The organism is Sphingobacterium sp. UBA7625 (assembly GCF_002484085.1).
GTDB classification, from domain to species: domain Bacteria; phylum Bacteroidota; class Bacteroidia; order Sphingobacteriales; family Sphingobacteriaceae; genus Sphingobacterium; species Sphingobacterium athyrii.
The window spans coordinates 1-21,957 of sequence record NZ_DLJD01000047.1 but is presented as its reverse complement, the minus strand read 5'-3'; the positions used below and the strand labels follow the sequence as shown (position 1 = coordinate 21,957).

General features: G+C 40.0%; 19 protein-coding genes. 7 read left to right on the top strand and 12 right to left on the bottom strand.

Features of this window, described 5'->3' with window-relative positions; all coding sequences use genetic code 11:
- Nucleotides 1-99: 99 nt before the first annotated feature.
- On the bottom strand, nt 100-924 hold the full coding sequence (locus B4G94_RS19445; RefSeq protein WP_108636938.1) for a prephenate dehydratase: 825 nt from the start codon (nt 922-924) through the stop codon (nt 100-102).
- Between the two features lie 543 nt (nt 925-1,467).
- Here B4G94_RS19445 and B4G94_RS19440 point away from each other — a divergent pair.
- The 4 genes from B4G94_RS19440 (at nt 1,468) to B4G94_RS19425 (ending at nt 4,297) form a co-directional block, all read left to right on the top strand.
- Complete coding sequence (locus B4G94_RS19440; RefSeq protein WP_108637005.1) at nt 1,468-1,944, top strand: thermonuclease family protein; 477 nt, start codon at nt 1,468-1,470, stop codon at nt 1,942-1,944.
- A 90-nt stretch (nt 1,945-2,034) separates the two neighbouring features.
- Nucleotides 2,035-2,832, top strand: coding sequence for an EamA/RhaT family transporter (locus tag B4G94_RS19435; protein ID WP_286861192.1), 798 nt, complete (start codon nt 2,035-2,037; stop codon nt 2,830-2,832).
- Nucleotides 2,829-3,446, top strand: coding sequence for an IMPACT family protein (locus B4G94_RS19430; RefSeq protein WP_077437423.1), 618 nt, complete (start codon nt 2,829-2,831; stop codon nt 3,444-3,446). Before B4G94_RS19435 ends, B4G94_RS19430 begins: the two co-directional genes overlap by 4 nt.
- Nucleotides 3,443-4,297: a nucleoside phosphorylase gene (locus tag B4G94_RS19425; protein ID WP_286861188.1), complete on the top strand. Its 855-nt coding sequence runs from the start codon at nt 3,443-3,445 to the stop codon at nt 4,295-4,297. The genes B4G94_RS19430 and B4G94_RS19425 overlap by 4 nt, the downstream gene beginning before the upstream one ends.
- A gap of 28 nt (nt 4,298-4,325) precedes the next feature.
- On the opposite strand, the gene rodA is transcribed toward B4G94_RS19425, so the two are convergent.
- The 11 genes from rodA to B4G94_RS19370 all read right to left on the bottom strand — a co-directional run bounded on the left by rodA (nt 4,326) and on the right by B4G94_RS19370 (nt 17,663).
- Nucleotides 4,326-5,591 (bottom strand): rod shape-determining protein RodA, encoded by a 1,266-nt coding sequence (gene rodA, locus B4G94_RS19420; protein WP_286861185.1) that lies wholly within the window; start codon nt 5,589-5,591, stop codon nt 4,326-4,328.
- On the bottom strand, nt 5,584-7,566 hold the full coding sequence (gene mrdA, locus B4G94_RS19415) for a penicillin-binding protein 2 (protein WP_108636933.1): 1,983 nt from the start codon (nt 7,564-7,566) through the stop codon (nt 5,584-5,586). The genes rodA and mrdA overlap by 8 nt, the downstream gene beginning before the upstream one ends.
- A 27-nt stretch (nt 7,567-7,593) precedes the next feature.
- On the bottom strand, nt 7,594-8,112 hold the full coding sequence (locus B4G94_RS19410) for a rod shape-determining protein MreD (protein WP_286861182.1): 519 nt from the start codon (nt 8,110-8,112) through the stop codon (nt 7,594-7,596).
- Nucleotides 8,105-8,947 (bottom strand): rod shape-determining protein MreC, encoded by an 843-nt coding sequence (gene mreC / locus B4G94_RS19405; RefSeq protein ID WP_286861179.1) that lies wholly within the window; start codon nt 8,945-8,947, stop codon nt 8,105-8,107. The genes B4G94_RS19410 and mreC overlap by 8 nt, the downstream gene beginning before the upstream one ends.
- Before the next feature lie 92 nt (nt 8,948-9,039).
- Nucleotides 9,040-10,062: a rod shape-determining protein gene (locus B4G94_RS19400; RefSeq protein WP_028071379.1), complete on the bottom strand. Its 1,023-nt coding sequence runs from the start codon at nt 10,060-10,062 to the stop codon at nt 9,040-9,042.
- A gap of 454 nt (nt 10,063-10,516) precedes the next feature.
- Nucleotides 10,517-11,824: an NAD(P)/FAD-dependent oxidoreductase gene (locus B4G94_RS19395; protein ID WP_108636930.1), complete on the bottom strand. Its 1,308-nt coding sequence runs from the start codon at nt 11,822-11,824 to the stop codon at nt 10,517-10,519.
- Between the two features lie 252 nt (nt 11,825-12,076).
- Nucleotides 12,077-12,409: a 2Fe-2S iron-sulfur cluster-binding protein gene (locus B4G94_RS19390; RefSeq protein WP_286861175.1), complete on the bottom strand. Its 333-nt coding sequence runs from the start codon at nt 12,407-12,409 to the stop codon at nt 12,077-12,079.
- A 2-nt stretch (nt 12,410-12,411) separates the two neighbouring features.
- Nucleotides 12,412-13,416, bottom strand: a complete 1,005-nt coding sequence (locus B4G94_RS19385) for an NAD(P)/FAD-dependent oxidoreductase (RefSeq protein WP_286861172.1) — start codon at nt 13,414-13,416, stop codon at nt 12,412-12,414.
- 5 nt (nt 13,417-13,421) lie between these two features.
- Nucleotides 13,422-13,856: a MarR family winged helix-turn-helix transcriptional regulator gene (locus B4G94_RS19380; protein WP_108636927.1), complete on the bottom strand. Its 435-nt coding sequence runs from the start codon at nt 13,854-13,856 to the stop codon at nt 13,422-13,424.
- A gap of 115 nt (nt 13,857-13,971) precedes the next feature.
- On the bottom strand, nt 13,972-16,929 hold the full coding sequence (gene secDF, locus B4G94_RS19375) for a protein translocase subunit SecDF (protein ID WP_286861170.1): 2,958 nt from the start codon (nt 16,927-16,929) through the stop codon (nt 13,972-13,974).
- A gap of 257 nt (nt 16,930-17,186) precedes the next feature.
- Nucleotides 17,187-17,663 carry a hypothetical protein gene (locus tag B4G94_RS19370; RefSeq protein WP_121126443.1) on the bottom strand — a complete coding sequence of 159 codons (477 nt, stop codon included), beginning with the start codon at nt 17,661-17,663 and terminating at the stop codon, nt 17,187-17,189.
- 223 nt (nt 17,664-17,886) lie between these two features.
- On the opposite strand from B4G94_RS19370, the gene guaB reads away from it, so the two are divergent.
- From guaB to B4G94_RS19355, 3 genes are all read left to right on the top strand, one after another.
- Nucleotides 17,887-19,362 (top strand): IMP dehydrogenase, encoded by a 1,476-nt coding sequence (guaB, locus tag B4G94_RS19365; RefSeq protein ID WP_108636924.1) that lies wholly within the window; start codon nt 17,887-17,889, stop codon nt 19,360-19,362.
- A 141-nt stretch (nt 19,363-19,503) separates the two neighbouring features.
- Nucleotides 19,504-21,783, top strand: a complete 2,280-nt coding sequence (locus tag B4G94_RS19360; RefSeq protein WP_108636923.1) for an ATP-dependent helicase — start codon at nt 19,504-19,506, stop codon at nt 21,781-21,783.
- A 52-nt stretch (nt 21,784-21,835) separates the two neighbouring features.
- On the top strand, nt 21,836-21,957 hold a 122-nt coding region (locus B4G94_RS19355; protein WP_286861319.1), incomplete at its 3' end, for a DUF4290 domain-containing protein.

Sequence of the window (21,957 nt, the reverse complement as noted above, 5' to 3'; positions counted from 1 at the left end):
GTATTTGAGTCTGTTAAGTTGTTATGCTTGATTTGTAAGCTTTTATCGCTCCAACAGATTCAGTGTAAGTTGATTTTTTTAAAATTATTAAGTTGTTGATTATAGTTTCTCGTTTTTGATGTATTCGCCCATAATATTGAAATTGACACTATGTTTGAGTACTTTTCGGATCGCAGCTTCATAGTCTGATTGTTTTTTCCATTCAACATCAACAAAAAAGTCATATTCGTTGCGTTTTCCGATAACAGGCATGGACTGAATCTTGCTCAGGTTGATGTTTTGCTCAGCAAAACACTGTAAAATAGTCGCTAGTGATCCAACTGTATTTCCCGTTTGGAACGATAAAGATGCTTTGTTCGCATTTTTGTGCTCAACCACCTCATTTGAAAGAACTAAAAAACGTGTCGCATTCTTTTTATTGGTTTCGATTCTTTTCTCTAAAATCTCAAGCCCATAAATCTCCGCAGCCAAAGTGCCCGCAATTGCAGCTGTATCGGTCAATTTCCGTTCAGCAATCATTTTTGCTGTAGCTGCGGTGTCCGACCCCTCTGTGATGCGTACACCTTCCAGCTCCGAAAGAAATTCTTCGCATTGACGGATGGCGATGGGATGTGATTCGATATGCTTGATGTCTTTCAATTTGACGCCCGGTAATACCATCAGATTCTGTTGAATGTTGAGATAGACTTCACCTGTGATATGGAATTTATAATCCCGAAGCAGATTGTAGTTTGGTAATAGGCTACCCGCTATCGAATTCTCGATCGCCATAACAATGTAATCTACTTTTCTTTGCTTAAGCAATTCACAGGTTTTTTTGAATGAATCACATTCAACAATTTCGACTTCACGTCCAAAATATTTAAATGCTGCTTCCTCGTGAAATGAAGCTTTTGCTCCTTGTATCGCAATTTTTAAACTCATTTTCTTGTTACTATTTTGCCCTTAAACAAGAAAGAGTCCCGATGATCTAAACCGGGACTCTTTCTTGTTATATTTTTAATGTATACACAATCTAATCCCGGCTCTTATTTTTAAAATAAAAGAAGTTAAAATAGAAATATGTATATGATCTGTTCATCCTTGTGTTGTTTGACATTTCAAATGTACGAATGTTTTTGAAATATCAAAGAAAAAATAAATTTTTTCATAAAAAATATATCATTTATAGGTGTGTTTTTGTCGCTTTTTTCGCTTCTTTTTTATGTTGAAAATAAATGTTTTTTATAGTTTTTTGAAGTGTTTTGTTTTTTGTATTTATCTTATATCTAATATTTTATGGTTTTTGTTGTCTTTTTTACACCTGTTTTTTAATGATTTTTTAACATAAAAAAATAGGTGAAAAATAGATTGTTTTTAAGTGTTTTTTTTATTTAAAAATAATAGTTTTTTTGTTGAAATATGTTGTGTTTTATCCGTTGTTTGCTGAAAAAGTATTTTACTACCTTTGCGCAAAATGTGATTTTTATGCTAAAGCGATTTAATTTTTTGGTGAGCGCAACGATCATCTGTTTCTTATTTTTAGGTTTTTCCTATAAAGGGGAGGAGCGGTATGCAACAGTACGACGGGTAATAGACGGGGATACCTTTGTCATTGATAATGGTCGTAAAAAAGGTGAGCGGGTCCGGTTGATCGGGATTGATGCTCCCGAAACAAGGAGAACAGCACGAAAGGAGGTTGGTTACTATGGCCCGGAAGCAAAAGAATATCTACAGGCTATGTTGACTGGAAAAAATGTAAAGCTGGTATTTGATGTCGGTAAAAAGGATCGGTATGGAAGACTTCTTGCTTATGTGTATCTTAGGGAGAAATTTGTTAACGCGGAGTTGGTAGCGCAAGGGTACGCCGTGACATACACCTTGGCGCCGAACGTTCAGTATGCTGATTTTTTTGTAAAATTAGAACGGCAGGCCCGTCAGGCCAAGCGTGGGCTTTGGAAATAATTTAGTAACAGAACAATGATTTTTGTCCTTATAAGTGTTATCTGTAGTGTCACTGTAGCCGTATTATTAAAATTGGCAAAACAGTATGGCGTGGAAACAAAACAAGTGATTGTCTGGAATTATCCAATGGCGGTTGCTTTGACCTACTTTATATTACGGCCCGAAATAGAACAAATTAGCTGGACAGCTTTACCATTCCCGTTGTATACGACGCTGGCGGTACTGTTACCGGGGATGTTTGTCTTTATTGCGTTATCCATCCGCTATAGTGGATTGGTAAAAACGGAGGTGGCGCAGCGACTGTCTTTATTTATCCCTCTACTGGCCGCGTTTTTTTTATTCAACGAAAAGCTACAGGGAAATAAACTGTTGGGGATAGGAATAGGGCTATTGGCTATTATATGTTCCATCGGTTGGCGAAAATCCCATCTTAAAATAGCCCGGTCAAATACAGGATATCGAAACAGTCTCTATCCGTTGCTTGTTTTTATTGGTATGGGGGTTATTGATATCCTTTTTAAGCAGGTGGCATTGCATGTGACAATACCTTATGTCAGTTCGATGTTTGTTATATTTGTTATGGCCATGCTGATCGCATTTGGTTTATTAGGCTATTTTATCTTCGTTGACAAGCAGATCTTTTCACCTAAAGCAGTCGTCTATGGCCTGATTTTAGGTGCTTTCAATTTTTGTAACATATTATTTTATATGAAAGCCCATCGGGCATTGCCTGAAAACCCTTCCATCGTATTTACCGGGATGAATATTGGTGTTATCTCGCTGGGTGCTTTGGTCGGTGTATTATTTTTTAAAGAAAGACTATCATGGTTAAATTACCTCGGGATAGTACTTTCCATTGTTTCAGTTTTAATTATCGCATATCAGTGAGTTTATTTGAAGATACTTATCGAACGATCGATGCAAACTATGAGGGAATTTTTAGAGATAAGGGAAGCAAATTTATTGCCTATGCATTTCCTTTTAAATCTGAGGAGAAATTAAAAGATGTTTTACAGGAAGTGAAATCCCTTCATCCGAAGGCAAGACACCATTGTTGGGCTTATCGGCTGACTCCGGATCGGAATGTATTTCGGATAAACGATGACGGTGAGCCCTCTGGTACCGCCGGGCGTCCTATTTTAAATGCTTTGCTCTCGGCGGATATTACCAATATAATCGTTGTTGTCGTCCGTTATTTCGGTGGAACACTGTTGGGCGTACCAGGCTTGATTAATGCTTATAAATCGGCAACACAGGATGCCTTGGATCAAGCTCAAATAATCGAACGTACTGTTAACGATAGCTATGGGCTGACCTTTGATTATCTAAATATGAATGATGTTATGCGTATTATTAAGGAAGAAGGGCTGGAAATCGAGAAGCAGGAATTTGATAATAATTGCTACCTGGAATTTGAGGTACGGAAAATGCAGGTAAACCGTGTCGTGGAGCGTTTTTCCAAAATTGAAGGTTGTCAATTGAATTATTTAAGAACGATATGATAAACAATTCAGAACTCATTTTAAATTCAGATGGGAGTATTTACCATTTGAATTTATTGCCAGAGGATTTAGCCCATACAATCATTACGGTAGGAGATCCGGACCGTGTGACCAAGGTGTCGAAATATTATGACCGTATTGAACTCAAAAAAGGGAAGCGTGAATTTATCACCCATACGGGATATATTGGAACTAAACGGCTGAGCGTGATCTCTACAGGAATAGGTACAGACAATATTGATATCGTATTGAATGAACTGGATGCTTTGGTGAACATCGATTTTCAGCATAAGGAGGTAAAAAGCGAGCTGACCTCTTTGGATATCGTGCGTATCGGTACTTCGGGGTCGGTACAGGCAGGTATCGAAATGGGCAGTATACTGGCTTCAGAATATGGGATTGGCTTTGATGCATTGATGCAATTCTACCAAAAACCTTACGATGAGACTGAATTGAATCTCCAGCAGGCTCTGATCCGGTATTTTCCGCAATTGAGTTTAAAACCTTATGTAGCACAGGCAGGCAAGCGTTTATTAGACCGAATTGCGTTTGATCTGCCCAAAGGAATGACATTGACGGCACCGGGGTTTTACGCGCCACAGGGGCGTTGTCTACGATCAGACAATACGATCCCGGACCTGATTTCTTTGGTAAATTCATTTCGGCATAACGATTTCCGTTTGACCAATCTGGAAATGGAAACTGCCGGTATCTATGCGCTGGCGAACATGTTTGGTCATCAGGCTTTATCCATTAATGCCATTTTAGCAAGCAGGGTAGCGGGAGAATTTTCCGCGAATCCTGAAGCGGTAGTGGAAAAAGCTATTCAACTGGTACTGGAAAGGATTTAGAAAAACCTCTCCCAGTACCGACTGCAAACTATACGACTCCTTTTCTATTGGAGTCAAATTTGAGCATAATAAAGAGCAGTATGGTGAAACTCCAGAGTGAGGAGCCTCCATAGCTGACAAAAGGCAATGGAATTCCGATAACAGGGATGATTCCTATGGTCATTCCGATATTGATAAACAAGTGAAAAAATAGGATGGAGGCCACGCCGTAAGCGTAGATTCGGGCAAATGCCGAACGCTGTCGCTCCGCGATATGAATGATACGTAAGAGCAGGGTGAGATAGATTGTAATCAGTGTTACTGAACCGACAAATCCCCATTCTTCCCCTACGGTACAGAAGATAAAATCTGTACTCTGCTCGGGAACAAAATTATACTTGGTTTGTGTACCCTGTAAATATCCCTTGCCCCAAAATTGACCTGATCCAATGGCAATTTTAGACTGGTTCAAATTATAGCCCTTTCCCCTGAGGTCTTCCGTTTTACCTAAAATAATGTCGATCCGATCGCGCTGGTGTGGTTGCAATACATGGTCATAAACCAAGTCGACGCATAGTATAAACGCTGTACAGGCTGCGAAAAGAATGCTTAGGTTAATAATGTATTTCCTCTTTTTTCGGAAGCTCCACATAAAAAATCCAATGATAGCCGCCAAGACTAAAATAAGAATCCATGGATTGAATAACAACGCCAAAACGAAAATCAAGATGCACAGGCCACCAAAGATCAGTAACTCATTGTTCACATAACCTTCGCGGTAAAAAACGAAAATTAAGGAAAAGAAAGCCAATGCAGATCCCGTGTCGGGCTGTAGCATAACGAGGAATACAGGGAATAGTACAATGCCTGCCCCCATGGCCAAGGTTTGCATAGTGGGGGCTTTATTGCTCTGGGCACTTAAAAAATTGGCGAGCAACAGACAGGTGGAGAGTTTGGCAAATTCAGATGGTTGCAACCGAAAGAACCCCAGATCAATCCAAGCTTGGTTTCCACCTACATTTCGGCCGACAACCAAAACAATGACAAGTAAGATCGCCGTTATTCCGTAGAATATCGGTGAAGCTGAACTGAAAAACTTGGCATCTATAATCAAAATGGATATACCTAGTATAATCGCCGAAACAAGATACAAAGACTGTTTTCCATAGTTGGTCCCCAAGCTGAAAAAACCGGGCATATCTGGATTAAAAACAGCTGCACGGATATTGAAAAGACCGATCAGACACAACGAAAGCCAAAGAACGATTGTCAGCCAGTCAATTTTTCCAAAGAAACTATTTTTTTGATTATTCATATCTTCTCTTTACCTCGCTATGGTGAACAATTGTTTCCTTTGGTTTGACCAGGGCCGCCACTTGACGTTTTGATTTGACAGTATCTGTTTTTGATTTGATTGAATCCGCTTTCTTGACATCTTTACTTTTGGGGTCTATTACTTTCTTCGGTGCAGGGAGAAAGTTTGCATTATAGATGCGGTCCTGAATATATTTTGGTGCCGTAATGGTATCTTTTAAGTATTTCTCCACCATCATACTGGCGATCGGACCTGCCCAAGTACCGCCATAACCTGCATTTTCAACAAATACCGCTATGGCAATTTTAGGATTTTCCCGCGGGGCAAATGCGAAAAATACGGCGTGATTTTCACCGTGTGGATTTTGTGCCGTACCTGTTTTTCCGCACATTTCAATCCCGGGAATTCGATTTGACCAAGCTGTCCCTTCAGGTGTGTTTACGGCATCACTCATTCCCTGGATCACGACAGGATAATATCGTTCATCTACACCAGCGCTTATCTTTTCGGTAAATTCCTTTTTGGCGATTTTTTGCGCACCGATACCTTTAATAAGGTGTGGTCTATAATAAAAGCCTCTATTCGCGACAATAGCCATGATATTGGCCATTTGTAATGGCGTGATACCCATTTCACCTTGTCCAATGGATAAAGAGATATTAAAGCTTGAACGCCACTTGTCATTGCCGTAACGTTTTGTATAAAATTCCGATGTAGGCAATAAACCTGCTTTCTCCCCGGGTAGATCTATCCCTAATTTGTGTCCGATTCCAAACTGTGTGACTGCATTTCGCCAGAGGTCGTAAGCTTTCGGGCCGGAAAGACCACGGCCATCGATCATCTTTGCATAAGTAAACCCGTAGTAGGTGTTACAGGAAACTGCGACAGAACGTTGTAAGGTCGTTGATCCATGATAGTGGGTACAGCCCATCCAACCTCGTCCGCCACCATAACTATAACCGTGTGGACAGAAAAATACCGTATTGCGGTCGATGACGCCAGCTTGTTGCGCCGTTAAGGCCGAAACAACCTTAAAAACAGAACCTGGAGGATAAGATGCTTGAATAGGGCGATTAAAAAGGGGTTTTGTTTGGTCATTTAATAAATGCATGTAACTATTTCCAAATTGTCTTCCCACCATCATGTTAGGGTTGTAACTTGGGCTACTTACATAAGCCAGGATTTCGCCTGTTGCCGGTTCAATGGCAACAATGGAACCTAACTTATTTTTCATGAGGTTTTCACCTAATATTTGTAGATCCTTGTCTAGAGATGAGATAAGTCCTTCGCCGGCAACGGCCAGGGTATCGTATTTTCCCTCCATAAATATGCCCTTGGGACGATTTAGTGCATCCACCATTAAATTTTTAACCCCCCTTTTACCACGGATCAGATCTTCGTAGGAACGTTCAACACCACTTTTGCCGATATAGTCGCCACTACGGTAAAACCCATTGGATCTGTTGATGTCATTGGTGTCAACCTCTCTTACATAACCTAGAAAATGTGCAGCTATACTATCGGGGTAACTCCGGATTGTTCTATTCACAGCATAGAATCCACGGAATTGGTATTGATATTCTTGATATTTTGCATAGGTCCGGGCGGATAACTGCTTTTCAAAAATTGATGCCCTGTATGGGGAGTGTGCCCTAGCTTTATCCATCCGTTTAATAAAGCCTTCTTTGTCGATCTCGATTAATTTGCAAAACAGAGCTGTATCAATTTCTTTCACCTCGCGTGGCGTTACCATCAAATCGTAGACAGGCTCATTTTGTACCAATACCTTACCCTTGCGGTCCAAAATTACACCCCTTGCAGGGTAAACAATGACCTTGCGCATGACATTGCTATTGGCCGAATGTATATAGGAATCGTCGATGATCTGTAAATAAAATAGGCGGGCGACCAAAGTCAGCGCAATGGCAACAAAGATTCCGGAAATGACGTACTTGCGAGCAAAAAAACTATTCATAGAAATAAATTTCTATCCATCGATCTACTACAACCGATCTTTCTTTTTGTAGAATAATATGCTAAATAATAGCATGATAATTACTGTAAATATACAACTTAAAACAATACTGAGCAGTGTGTATTGAATATGTTGAAAGGAGAAAGATTCCAGTAGATACAGGAAACTATGGTGAATCAATGTACCGAAAAAGATATAGGAAAAAAACCATCTCACATTCATCAATCCCAACATTGGAGTAAGAAAAGAATCCCGTTCCTCCACCTCAAGCGTGATTTTCATAAAGAAAATGCGGAAGGCAGCCAAGGCTACACATGCGGCAGTATTGACCCCCAGCGTATCGTAGAAAGAATCTACCGTTAGTCCCGTTAGAAATGCGATAAGATACACCAGAAAATTAGGTGTTCCCGTTGGTAGCAAGAAGATAAATAAAATATAAGGAAACGCTGCAACCAAGTTGTAATAACCGATATTTTGGAATAAAAATACCTGCATTCCAATCAAGACGATAAATCGAATAATGTTAAATATTAAAATCCTAGCCATTGTCCTTAGTCGATTCCTCCAATGTTTTTAATTCATTACTTAATAAATCCTTTACGACATATACATGCTGTAGATTGGAGAAATTGGTGCTTAAAAGAATGCGAAGATCCAAGAATGCATCTCCGGATGAAATGCCTGTTTGAATAACTGTCCCTACAAAAATGCCCTTGGGGAAGTGTCCTGAATATCCTGAGGTATAGACTTTATCGCCTTTGTTTACTTTGATATGATTAGGAATTTCCTTCACTGTTGCGGCCCGATAATCTATATTGTTACCCCAAACTAAAGATCCAAAGACCTCACTGTGGCCCAAGGTTACCGATATGCGGGTATCGGGATGTAGGAGGGACTGTACCGTAGAAAAATTCGGCGAAACGTTTAATACGATACCAACAACACCATTGGGTGCGATGACCCCCATTCCTTTTTCTATCCCATCTTTACTGCCCTTATCCAAGGTAATTGTATTCGCTTTTTTATGGATACTATTGTTGATTACATTTGCAATAACAAATTGGTAACGGCCAAATTCGCTGCTATCCATAACCGGTACAGGACCAATTTTGATACTGTCGGTCGATTTATATGCCTGTAGGTCTTTCCGTAATTGAGCGTTTTCTTTTGCTAATGCATCATTTGTCTCCCCCAGATGTAAATAGCTTTTCCATGAGTTTATTTTTGCATAAAGACTGCCGATTACATGGTTGGAAGAGTTTAACACAGAATTGCGTTGAAACGAATTGTTGGTAATAATCATAAATAATGAGAATCCAAAAAATAGGATAAACCAAAAGAATGCATTATATCGTCTCAGGAATAACCAAAGGTTTCTCATTTTTTATTGTGGGTATTTAATAAGCAAGCGATATAATAGTTTTGCATATTATATCGCTCTTTAATAAAATCTTGTTAATTATCGAACGTTAATTATTGCATCAAGAATTTGAATCGACCAATATTTTTAAGCGCAATACCGGTGCCTCTGACAACAGCACGAAGAGGATCTTCGGCAATGTGTACTGGAAGTTTTGTTTTCGCTTGAATACGACGATCTAAACCACGTAATAACGCACCACCACCAGTCAGGTAGATACCTGTTTGATAAATATCGGCAGATAGCTCCGGTGGCGTAATTTCAAGTGCTTTTAAGATGGCTTCTTCGATTTTAGAAATTGATTTATCCAAGCAATGGGCAATTTCTGTATAAGAAACCGTAATTTGTTTAGGGACACCAGTCATCAGGTCACGACCTTGTACTGCAAAATCTGCAGGTGGCTCCTGTAACTCAGGAAGTGCAGCCCCAACTTCAATCTTAATCTTCTCCGCCGTACGTTCACCGATCATGATATTGTGCTGTCTACGGATGTATTGAACAATGTCAGAGTCAAAGTTGTCACCTGCTACACGGATGGATTGATCACAGACGATACCGGATAGTGCGATGACAGCAATTTCTGTCGTACCGCCACCAATATCAATGATCATATTACCCATTGGTTCTTCCACGTCGATGCCAATACCTACAGCAGCAGCCATTGGTTCGTGGATCAGATAAACTTCTTTGGCTCCGGCGATCTCCGCAGAATCACGTACAGCCCTTTTCTCCACCTCAGTGATACCTGATGGAATACAGACCACCATGCGTAAAGATGGGAAAAACCAACTTTTACCATTGTTGACCAATTTCACCATCCCTCTGATCAAATGTTCAGCAGCCGTAAAATCAGCAATTACGCCATCACGTAAAGGTCGTACCGTTTTTATATTGTCGTGTGTTTTACCTTCCATTTGCATGGCCTGTCGACCAATGGCAATCACTTTGTTTGTGGTGCGGTCAAATGCAACAATAGAAGGCTCATCCACTACTACTTTGTCATTATGAATTATTAGGGTGTTCGCAGTACCCAAGTCAATCGCAACTTCTTGCGTAAACCAATTAAATAAGCCCATTTGCTAATCCTTAAGCTATTTTAAAATAATATGCAAACCTACACAAAAAAAATTAATCTTTTTGAGGTTATACATCAAAAAAAACTATATTCTGCAAGTAAATTCTATCTGGAAAAAACCGTTTCTAAATTTAACGAATATAATCTACAATTGTTACTTCTTGTGCTAACTTATTTTTTATTGGATGCAATACGAAATGTGAATTAAAAATGTGTTTTTGAAATATTTGCCACCTAAATAAGTGCTGTTGTTCTCTAGATAGTGGCTTTGACAACTATATGAAAATTGGCCGTCAATTTTAATAGGGAATAATTTTTTTTTTGATCAGCTTTCGATCATTTTTGGGGGAGGGGAGAAAAGAAGAATGCCATTATTCTTATTGAAAATAATGGCATTCTTTTTTGACTGAAAAACAAGGCGATGCTGTTTTTTTATAATGATTTCGTGATCGACTTTATTGTATCGTTTTGGCTTGTTCTTCCGGTTTAGGCTCATCATACTTATGGAAGATTAAGCGGACACCACTGTTTTTCGTGAAAAACTTCACCGACCAGTTTACAAATGTGATCAACTTATTTCTAAATCCATAAATGGACATCAAGTGGACAAACATCCAGGTCATCCATCCGAAGAAGCCGCTGAAGTGAATTTTGCCCATGTCAACCACAGCTTTGTTACGCCCTACTGTGGCCATTGAGCCCTTGTCAAAATAGCTGAATTTTTCCGTGGGTTGATTGGACATTGTCTGAAGGATGTGTTTGGCCACATATCCTCCCTGCTGTTGTGCTACTGGAGCAACACCCGGTAAACCACGAGGTAGATCATCTGTAATAAATGCAGATACGTCACCAATGGCATAAACCCCCGGCATGTCAATAACACGACATTGATCGTCTGTCTGTATACGGTTACCACGTTGGATAACTTCCTTTTTGAATCCATCCGGATATTGACCTGCAACACCCGCACCCCAGATTACTGTTTTTGTTTCGATGCTCCTGCCATCTGCAAAAGTAATGGAGTTACCGTCGTATCCGGTTACCTGTACGTTCAACAGTACTTCAACACCAAGATCTTTTAAATATTTCTCCGAATTTTTTGATGCTTTCTCCGAGAGATTGGCCAAAACTTTTGGTAGACCTTCCACCAGGTAAACAGACATTTCTGATTTCTTCAATTCAGGATAGTCTTTTTCCAGTACATTATTCTTAATTTCCGCAATAGCACCAGAAAGCTCTACTCCGGTAGGGCCACCACCCACGATCACAAAGTTCAGATTAGGCTTGCGATCTTCAGGATTAGGGATCATTACCGCTTCTTCAAGATTCTGAAGAACGTAGCTCCGAATATTAAGGGCCTCCTGAATATTTTTCATCGGCAAAGCATATTTGGTGATCTGCTGATTGCCGAAAAAATTTGTCGTTGCACCAGTAGCAACAACCAGATAATCGTAGTCAAAATCTCCAATATCAGTCTTAACAACTTTAGCCTCGTTATCGATGCTTTTGACATCGGCAAGTCTAAAATGGAAGTTATCCTGATTTTTGAACATTTTACGGACAGGGAAGGAGATAGAGTCTGCCGAAAGCGTACCAGTAGCAACTTGGTACATTAATGGTTGAAAAGTGTGAAAGTTGTTTCTATCTAATAAGAGAACTTCAACCTCCTTATTTTTAAGCTTTTTAGCAACTTCAATTCCTCCAAATCCAGCACCAATAATGATTACTCTTGGGAATTTTCTATTTGAACTATTGCTTGGCATATTTTTAATAGTTTGTTGTAAAAATTCGTACAATCGAATTAAGCTGCAAATATCTTAAATTTTGAACCAAAAAGCTAAAAAATATTTATTTATTATGGCAATACGTTGTGAAATTTATCGTTACGAGGTCAATTCTTTTAATAAAATATTTTGTAGTGTTTTGGTTTTAAGTCTTTTATACTCTAGAAAGACTCCTAAAAAAAACTTGCACAGATAACAAAGTCATTGTGTATAAAATACACAATGACTTTGTTATTGCAACGAACCTTTCAGCTTGATTTTCATACCGTTGTTATTCGGATGGAGATGCAGCTGACAGGCAAGCCGGCTTTGTTCGTCTGCATCAGGTAAGGCGTCGAGCATATCCAATTCCTGATCGCTGGCTTCCGGAAGATTATCCAGCCCCTCAAGGACTTCGACATGGCATGTGGCACATAGGGCCATGCCGCCGCAGGTGGCCAGTATATCGTATTCAGATGCTTTCAGAATTTCCATTAAGGAAAGGTTGACATCGGTCGGAATGTCTATTGTATTTTCTGTACCGTCACGATCGATAACAGTTACTTGAATCAAATTATCTTCCATGGTTAAAATGTATTTATACCATTAACGGTTGTGTATTTAAAGGTCAATTTTTGATCGGGATAAACAAACTTAAAAGCACTTTGGCACATTAAGGCTGCCTCGTGGTATCCGCATAGGATGAGTTTGAGCTTGCCCGGATAAGTGTTAATGTCACCAATGGCATAGATCCGTTCGACATTGGTCGAGTAATCAAAAGTATTGACTTCAATCGCATTTTTATCAATATTTAGTCCCCAGTCAGCAATTGGGCCAAGCTTGGGTGTCAGGCCATATAACGGAATAAAATAATCGGCTTCGACCGCAATTGTTTCTTTTTCCTTACTTACGGTTTCAATAGCCGTAAGGTTTCCGTTACCCTGTAGATTACTTAAATTATGGGACAAAAGTAAATTGATTTTACCTTCTTGTGCCAATTTAAAAACTTTTTCCGCAGAATCGGGTGCACCGCGGAATGAGTCACTCCGGTGAATAAGTGTAACTTGTTGGGCAATATCAGCCAAATGATAAGTCCAATCCAGTGCAGAATCACCCCCGCCGGCAATAACGATCCGTTTGTCCTTGTATTTTGCAGGATCTTTTACCATATAATCCACTCCATTACCTTCATAGAGATGCAGGTTTTGAATTTCAGGCTTACGAGGTTCGAAGCAGCCCAATCCACCTGCAATGACAATCACTTGCGTATGAACCTTTGTTTGATCGCTCGTGGAGAGGATAAAGGAACCATCATCCTGCCGTTCGACATGTTCGACACGTTCGCCTAATGTAAAACTGGGGGCAAAAGGTTTTATTTGCTCAAGTTGATTATTGATAAGTTCCTGTGCGGTGATGCTCGGGTAGCCAGGGATATCATAAATCGGTTTATGTGGATATATTTCGGATAATTGACCGCCAACCTGAGGTAAAACATCAATCAGGTGGCATCTCATTTTTAGAAGTCCAGCTTCGAATACAGCAAACAACCCTACTGGTCCAGCACCGATGATACAGATGTCAGTATTTATCATAGCTATTATACATTTAAATTGTTATAGATCGTGTTTAATATTCTTGTAAAATCCTCGAAATCTTTTTCCGTCAGTTTCTCCCATGCTTTCATCCGGATTTCTGCAACGATGGGGGATAGGGATGCAACCTTAAGTTTTCCCTCTTCCGTCAAATGAAGATAGAGACTCCGACGGTCTGTTTCATCAATGACACGCTCGGCCAAACCTTTCTTGAGTAGAATATCCACGATACGCGTCAATGTAGGCTGGTCTTTGCCACATCGTCTGGCTAAGTCTTTCTGCGATAGCTGTTCGGTTTCGTAGAGTGCCTTTAAGACAGCCCATTGATCCACTGTAATATCAAATCCCTTTTCCGTAAAAGAAGATTGTGCGAATTGTTTTACCTTCTTGGCGGTTTGATCCAGTATGAAGGAATAACGGTCGAATTTTTCGTTTAGCATACAAATATTTAGTATGACAAATATATTTAAAATATTTAGTGCAACAAGTAATCTGAATGCAATAAAAAAGGCGTTCAAAAACTTGAACGCCTCTCCCTGATATTTTTTAATCTTATTATGGTCTTACTACTTCAGCTTTTTTTGCAGCATTACCTTCAGCTAAATGCTTTCCTTTACGTAAGTCGTATACAGAAGGCGCAGCCAGGATAATGGAAGAATAGGTACCTACAATAACACCGATTAAGATCGCGAATGAGAATCCACGGATAACCTCACCACCAAAGATGAACAAGACCGCAAGAACGAAAATAATCGTCAATGAAGTAATGATTGTTCTACTCAATGTTGAGTTGATTGCGTGATTGACAACCTCACCAAGATCTTCGTTATGCGCATTAGGTTTTGATACGAACTCTCTCAAGCGGTCAAATACAACCACGGTATCATTCACCGAGTATGCGATTACCGTTAAGATGGCCGCCACAAAGTGTTGGTCGATATCCAAAGAGAATGGTACAATACCATCTAATATGGAGAATAAACCCAATAGAATAATGGCATCGTGGATGGTTGCAATTGCTGCACCAACAGAGTATTCCCATTTGCGGAAACGGATTAAGATATAAGCCGCTACGATGATAATGGAGAAGATTGCTGAACTAGTCGCTCTTGACTTGATGTCTGATGCGATACTTGGTCCTACTTTTTGTGAAGACAGGATCTCATGTTTGTTGGAAGCATCTACCTTAGCTAGTCCTTGGTTTAATTTATCCAAGACTTCTTTATCGGCAGCATCGGAAGTTTCTTCGATATGATATGTTGTTGTCACACGAAGTTGGTTGGATGCACCAAATACTTTTACTTCAGTTGTTTTTTGGAAAATATCATCCAAACTGGTACGAACAGCTTCTGGATCAACTGATTTATCGTAACGAACCGTATAGGTACGTCCTCCTTGGAAATCTACACCTAAACTGAAACCTTTTGTGAAAATTGAAGCTGCAGAAATTAAAACCGCTACAACAGAGATCGCGTAGAATACTTTACGTTTTTGAACGAATTTGAAGTTTGCATTATGCAAGGTATTTGCAGACCAAGGGAAAGATACTTTAATTTTAATATCTTTTTCCAGCATCCATTCAAAAATAACACGTGTTACAAGTATTGCTGTAAACAATGATGTGATAATACCAACCATCAATGTTGTGGCGAAGCCTAAAATTGGACCACTACCAAATAAGAATAAGATGATACCGATTAAGAATGTGGTAATCTGTGAATCTAAGATAGATGGTAATGCGTGTTTATAACCATCAGCAACTGCCTGACGAATTGATTTTCCTAAGCCCAATTCCTCACGGATACGTTCATAGATCAGTACGTTAGCATCGACAGCAGTACCCATTGTCAATACGATACCAGCGATACCGGGTAAAGTCAGTACGGCATTGAGGGAGGCTAATACCCCCATGATAATGAATACGTTCAACAATACAGCAATGTTAGCCACAATACCTGCCGTATTGTAGTATACAATCATGAAGATCATCACCACGATAATACCGATTACTGCTGAATTGATACCTGCATCAATTGCCGCTTGTCCCAATGTAGGACCGACAACTGCTTCTTCAACGATTTTAGCTGTAGTTGGAAGACGACCAGCTTTCAATACGTTTGCTAAATCTTTTGTATCCTCTACAGTAAACGAACCGGAGATCGATGAGCTACCGTTTGGAATTTCACCATTAACAGATGGTGCGGAATAAACTACATTATCTAAGACAATTGCAATGGCATCTCTATTTTGAGCCGCTTTTGCTGTGATTTTCTTCCATGCATGTGCACCTTCGGTATTCATTTGCATACCAACAACAGGTTGGTTTTTCTCATCAAAGTTTGCATTTGCATCAGTGATGACGTCACCTGTCAATACAGCGCCATTATCCTGTCCTACTGCTTTGATGGCATATAAGGAAAGTTGCTCTGGTGTTTTTTGCTCTGGTTTTACAGCCCATAAAAGCTTTAAGTTACCTGGAAGAATTGATTTTACTTCTGGGCGTTGCAAATAAGCATTTACTTTGGCCGTATCTTTCAATGAAGCAATACCAACCATTGCACCAGGCATAAGTGCCATTTGCTGGTTTTCGCCCATATAAACAGCGGGGCGTAAAACTTCAAACAATGGGTTTTTCTGACCTAGATTAAGTGCTGCACTGTCTTTCTTAGCTTTCGTGTCCTTCTGTCCACCGGTTAAGTTGGACAATAAATCGTCTGACTTTTTCGTCGTGTCAGCAGCAGTTTTATTTGTCGCAGCAGGCGCAGCTTTTAAAGTAGTTGCTAATGTTCTGTCAATATTTTCTAATAGCGGGTAAACTTCTTGATTGGTGAAAGTCTCATAGAACTCCAATTTCGCCGAACCTTGAAGTAGGTTACGGACACGACTTTCGTCTTTTACACCCGGGAGCTCAACTAAGATACGGTTTGTCCCTTGTTGAATCTGGATGTTTGGAGAAGCAACACCAAATTTATCAATACGTGTACGTANNGCTTCTTTTTGAAGGAATGATTCAACTTTTGAATCGGAATCACCCGGTTTAATTAAAGAAGCGTTGTCTTTTGTCGAAAAGAATGTTGAAAGTGGGGTAGAAGCTCCAATGGATTTGTACTCTTCCATGAATAAAGCAACGACCGTTTTTTGACTGGTTTTGCTTTTTGCTACCGCTTGTTCCAACGCTTTGTTGAATTTCTCATCTTTTGGATTGTTAGCCAGATTACGGATCAACTCATCCAATGAGATCTCCATGGTGACATTCATACCACCTTTTAAATCCAAGCCTAAAGCCAGTTCATTTGCTTTTGCTTCCCTATAGGTGTATTTCGCAAAACCTAAATTATACACCACCTCACCTGCCATGGAGTCTAGATAGCTCTTCTCTTTTGCCAAATCTCCTTTGGCAAATTTCTCAGCATCCTGCTCCACCTTGCGGGTCACCCAAGTAAATGATAGGGAGTATAGACACGCTAATGACACCACTATCACTAAAAGTTTAATCAGCCCTTTACCTTGCATCGTCTGTTATTAATTGTATTAATTTTAATGTTAAATACTGTTTATGTAATTGATAATTAGTTCTTGTTTAATCACACTTTACCAAGAATGGCAAAGGTATAAAATTTTTGTAGAATGAAAAGCTTTATTTATGCCATTTAGGTCAAAGGCATAAAATTAGAAGAATTGCTGAAAAAAAGAAATATTTAAGGAATTTATTTTACATAAAAAAGGCTCTGTTCAAACTTGAACAGAGCCTTTTTTATCTTTTCTTTCTACTATCTTAATGTATATTTAATACCGAAAGTGAAAGTTGAAGCGTCGAAATCATTACCGTGATTTAATCTCCAGTCTGGTTTCCAGTCTGCGTGAAATCCGATAGGAGCAGCAGGAATTTTAAATTCCAAACCCAATTGTGGTCTCAAACCAACAAGCGTCATATCGTCATTTCCAGCGTCAAGAAATGTCAACTGCGCACCAATACCTGCATACCATCCTAGTCCATTTACACCACGGAATGGTCTAGCGTATTGATAGTCAGCTCCTACAGCAACAACGTTGTCGTCAAACATCACTTGCGCTTGACCATTATTTGTTCCGCCAAAAGATTGCTTGTATTGAACACCCCAAAGATCACCACCTGTTCCGTCAAAAACAACACCGATAGCGGCACGTTGTGGAGATTGAGCTTTCGCTTCTTGTGCTCCAAATGCTAATGCTGCAACAGCAGCTAATGAGAGTAATGTCTTTTTCATAATTATCTTTACTTTATATTTTCATTAATTAAAATTACTTTTCGTGTTACCGAAAGCAAATAGCTTGCCAAAAAAAAAGATGCAATCCGCTGGAAGGCTTAATTGCGTCAATTCATAATCGTTCTAATTTGTCTTAGGATTGTAATTTGTATATTATATTTTTTAATATTGCTTATTTTTCTTAGATTTGCCTGGCAAATAGAAAACCCAATACATATTTGCCATGCAATTAGATCCACAAAAATTCGTAGCAGAAGGTCTCACTTACGATGACGTCTTATTAATTCCAGCTTATTCTGAAATTTTACCACGTGACGTCGATACGAGTACCTCGCTGACAAAAAAAATCAAATTAAATATTCCATTGGTTTCTGCAGCAATGGATACGGTAACTGGTGCTGATTTAGCAATTGCGATCGCACAAGCGGGCGGTATTGGTATGTTACATAAGAACATGACTATTGCAGAACAAGCCGCTGAGGTGCGCAAAGTAAAGCGTTCTGAGAGTGGTATGATCCAAGATCCGGTAACACTATTAGCGACTGCTAATGTTGGAGATGCCTTTAATATTATGAAGGAACATAAGATCGGGGGGATTCCAGTAGTGAATGAAAAAGGCCAATTGGTGGGTATCGTAACCAATCGTGACCTTCGGTTTCAGAAAGATATGACTCGTCCGATCAGTGAGCTGATGACAAAAGATAATCTTGTCGTTGCTCCCGAAGGAACGGATTTGGTGAAAGCAGAGGAAATCCTTCAGAACGAAAAAATCGAGAAACTTCCAGTTGTCAATAATGAAGGCATCTTGAAGGGGTTGATCACCTTTAAGGATATACAAAAATATAAGCATTATCCCAATGCTGCCAAAGATAGCCACGGCCGTTTGTTAGTAGGTGCTGCAGTAGGTGTTACTCCAGATACCTTGGACAGGGTGGAAGCTTTGGTAAAAGCCGGTGTGGATGTGGTGACCATTGATACTGCACATGGGCATTCTAAAGGTGTAATCGATAAGTTAAAATTGGTAAAATCCAAGTTTCCAGAACTACAGGTGATCGTCGGGAATATCGCGACAGGCGCAGCTGCAACAGCATTGGCTGAAGCTGGTGCTGATGCCGTAAAAGTAGGTATCGGACCTGGCTCGATCTGTACAACCCGTATTATTGCAGGTGTGGGTGTCCCTCAGCTGTATGCGGTGTATGAAGTAGCTAAAGCACTTAAAGGAACAGGAGTACCATTGATCGCCGATGGTGGTATCAAGCAAACAGGTGATATCGCAAAGGCTATTGCTGCTGGAGCAAGCACGATTATGGCGGGTTCTTTATTTGCCGGAGTAGAAGAAGCTCCGGGCGAGACAATCATTTACGAAGGTCGTAAATTTAAATCGTACCGTGGTATGGGATCTATCGAAGCGATGGAAAAAGGTTCTAAAGACCGCTATTTCCAGGATGTGGAGGATGATATCAAAAAGTTGGTTCCGGAAGGTATCGTCGGCCGCGTTCCTTACAAAGGCACGTTGGCTGAAGTTGTCTATCAGTATATCGGTGGCTTGCGTGCTTCAATGGGCTATTGTGGGGCTGCAACGATCGAGAAGCTACAGCAGGCGCAATTTGTTCGCATTACAGGTGCTGGCTTGAGAGAGTCTCATCCACATAATATCTCTATTACAAAAGAGGCGCCAAACTATAATAGCAGAGGCTAAACAAATGACACGATAAAAATCCGACGATTTTAAATTGTCGGATTTTTTTGTGCAAAAATATTGGCTTGATTGCCTTAGTGATCGATAGGAAATTTGTACTTTTATACCCTATTCTCAGGTTTTAAAATTTAAGGAGTTAATTTGGATTATTTAGCGGGTTTAAACCCTTCACAACGAGGAGCCGTAGAGCAAACAGAAGGCCCTGTCATGATTGTTGCAGGAGCTGGTTCAGGAAAAACACGGGTAATTACGTACCGTGTAGCACACTTGATTCAAAAAGGCGTTGATCCATTCAATATTTTGGTATTGACATTTACGAATAAAGCAGCCAAAGAGATGCGCGCGCGTATTGTATCTGTCGTAGGAAGCGAAGCGAAAAATATTTGGATGGGAACATTCCACTCCGTATTCGCAAAAATACTTCGGGTAGAAGCTGAACTGATCGGATACCCCCGAAATTTTACCATCTACGATACGGACGATACCAAAAGCTTGCTGCGTGCCATTCTCAAGGAGATGAACCTGGATGACAAATTATACAATGTCAATCATGTCTATGGCCGCATATCACAAGCCAAGAATAATTTGATCTCTCCACAGGAATACAATAAAAATGAGGCCATATTGGCCGAAGATATTTCGAATGGGCGCGGGCAATTGGGGCAGATTTACATGACCTATGCACAGCGCTGTTATCGCGCGGGTGCCATGGATTTTGATGATCTCCTGTTCAAAACAAATGTTTTATTGAATAAACACCCGGAGGTATTGCATAAATACCAGCATCAATTTCGTTACCTGATGGTTGATGAGTATCAGGATACCAACTTCTCGCAGTACCTAATCGTCAAAAGACTGGCCGCCGTCAATGAAAATATATGTGTCGTTGGTGATGATGCGCAGTCAATATATGCCTTCCGGGGGGCCAATATTCAGAATATCCTGAACTTCCAGAAAGATTATCCAGATGTCAAGATCTTTAAATTGGAGCAGAATTACAGATCCACCAAAATGATTGTCAATGCGGCAAATTCGGTGATCGCCAATAATCAGAACCAGCTGGAAAAGAATGTTTTTTCGGATAATGAAGAAGGTGAAAAAATTAAGGTTTCACGTGCTTTTTCCGATAATGAAGAGGGGAAAATCGTTGCAGATCAGATTATTGAAGAGAAATCTCTGAAAGGACTCAATTACAAAGATTTTGCTATTCTTTATCGGACCAATGCGCAATCACGGGCGATGGAAGAAGCCCTGCGCAAGATCAATATACCCTATAAGATCTATGGTGGTACGTCTTTCTACCAACGGAAGGAAATTAAAGACCTGATCGCTTATTTCCGACTTACCTTCAATCCCAATGATGAGGAAGCATTGAAACGCGTTATTAACTACCCACGTCGGGGAATCGGAGATACAACGATTGAAAAGATCATGATTGCTGCCGATCAGAACCAATATCGCATTTGGGATGTGGTGGCCAATGCGGCACATTTCCTGGACGGCCGCAGTGCGACTTCCGTGGGAGGTTTCGCACAGATGGTACAAAGTTTTCAGGCCCTGGCTAAAAATAGCAATGCGTTTGACACGGCGATGCATATTGCGCAGCACTGTGGTATATTGAAAGAACTTTATGAAGATAAGTCGGTAGAAGGGTTGGCACGTTATGAAAACATTCAGGAGCTACTCAATGGTATCAAAGAGTTTTCGGAACGGGAAGATATTGAAGACCGTGGCCTTGACATATACATGCAGGATATCGCTTTATTGACCAATGATGACAACGATAAAGATCCGAATGCAGACACCGTTTCTTTGATGACCATACACTCTTCTAAAGGACTTGAATTTCCGGTTGTTTTTATTGTAGGCTTGGAAGAAAATCTGTTTCCATCTCAGTTGTCATTGAATTCCAGGACAGAATTGGAGGAAGAACGAAGACTTTTTTACGTTGCTGTTACCAGAGCTGAAAAAAAATTACTACTTTCGTATGCTACTTCGCGATATCGTTGGGGGACGTTGAATAACTGCGAACCCAGTCGTTTCTTGGATGAACTGAATCCTGCTTGTCTTGCATTGGATTTTAAACCCCGACAAACTTCCGCTTCAGCCGGGAGTTTTCAAGGCGAACGAGTTGCGTGGCAACAAAAGGACAGTGATGATGTGTTTTCGAAACCTAAGCCTAAGCCAATGGTTAAAACAACGTCTATACTGCCCAAAGCCCACAAACCTACTGCGGGTTTTGCTCCTTCTGATACATCAAATCTTCAGGTCGGCATGGAAGTTGAACATGAACGCTTCGGATTTGGTAAAGTTGTCAACCTAGAAGGAAATAAAGGAGATATAAAAGCAACTATTTTCTTTAAGGAGTTGGGACAGAAACAATTGTTGCTTAAATTTGCAAAACTTAGAATAATTCAATAATAAAATACCAAAACGAGATCTTAACCGTTTAATAGGTACTTATATTAGCTATATGAACTTTGACTACAACAGCACCAGGCCAAAATTGATCCTTGCAGAATATGGTCGCAATGTGCAAAATATGGTAGATTACATCTGTACTTTACCCACAAAGGAAGAAAGAAATAAACATGC

What these genes read in the sequence shown, in the direction of transcription:
- B4G94_RS19395 (WP_108636930.1), bottom strand. Translation starts at nt 11,824, where the DNA reads ATGCCAAGCAATAGTTCAAATAGAAAATTCCCAAGAGTAATCATTATT.
- mrdA (WP_108636933.1), bottom strand. Translation starts at nt 7,566, where the DNA reads ATGAATAGTTTTTTTGCTCGCAAGTACGTCATTTCCGGAATCTTTGTT.
- guaB (WP_108636924.1), top strand. Translation starts at nt 17,887, where the DNA reads ATGCAATTAGATCCACAAAAATTCGTAGCAGAAGGTCTCACTTACGAT.
- B4G94_RS19400 (WP_028071379.1), bottom strand. Translation starts at nt 10,062, where the DNA reads ATGGGCTTATTTAATTGGTTTACGCAAGAAGTTGCGATTGACTTGGGT.
- B4G94_RS19370 (WP_121126443.1), bottom strand. Translation starts at nt 17,663, where the DNA reads ATGAAAAAGACATTACTCTCATTAGCTGCTGTTGCAGCATTAGCATTT.
- B4G94_RS19440 (WP_108637005.1), top strand. Translation starts at nt 1,468, where the DNA reads ATGCTAAAGCGATTTAATTTTTTGGTGAGCGCAACGATCATCTGTTTC.
- mreC (WP_286861179.1), bottom strand. Translation starts at nt 8,947, where the DNA reads ATGAGAAACCTTTGGTTATTCCTGAGACGATATAATGCATTCTTTTGG.
- B4G94_RS19425 (WP_286861188.1), top strand. Translation starts at nt 3,443, where the DNA reads ATGATAAACAATTCAGAACTCATTTTAAATTCAGATGGGAGTATTTAC.
- B4G94_RS19390 (WP_286861175.1), bottom strand. Translation starts at nt 12,409, where the DNA reads ATGGAAGATAATTTGATTCAAGTAACTGTTATCGATCGTGACGGTACA.
- B4G94_RS19385 (WP_286861172.1), bottom strand. Translation starts at nt 13,416, where the DNA reads ATGATAAATACTGACATCTGTATCATCGGTGCTGGACCAGTAGGGTTG.
- B4G94_RS19410 (WP_286861182.1), bottom strand. Translation starts at nt 8,112, where the DNA reads ATGGCTAGGATTTTAATATTTAACATTATTCGATTTATCGTCTTGATT.
- rodA (WP_286861185.1), bottom strand. Translation starts at nt 5,591, where the DNA reads ATGAATAATCAAAAAAATAGTTTCTTTGGAAAAATTGACTGGCTGACA.
- B4G94_RS19445 (WP_108636938.1), bottom strand. Translation starts at nt 924, where the DNA reads ATGAGTTTAAAAATTGCGATACAAGGAGCAAAAGCTTCATTTCACGAG.
- B4G94_RS19380 (WP_108636927.1), bottom strand. Translation starts at nt 13,856, where the DNA reads ATGCTAAACGAAAAATTCGACCGTTATTCCTTCATACTGGATCAAACC.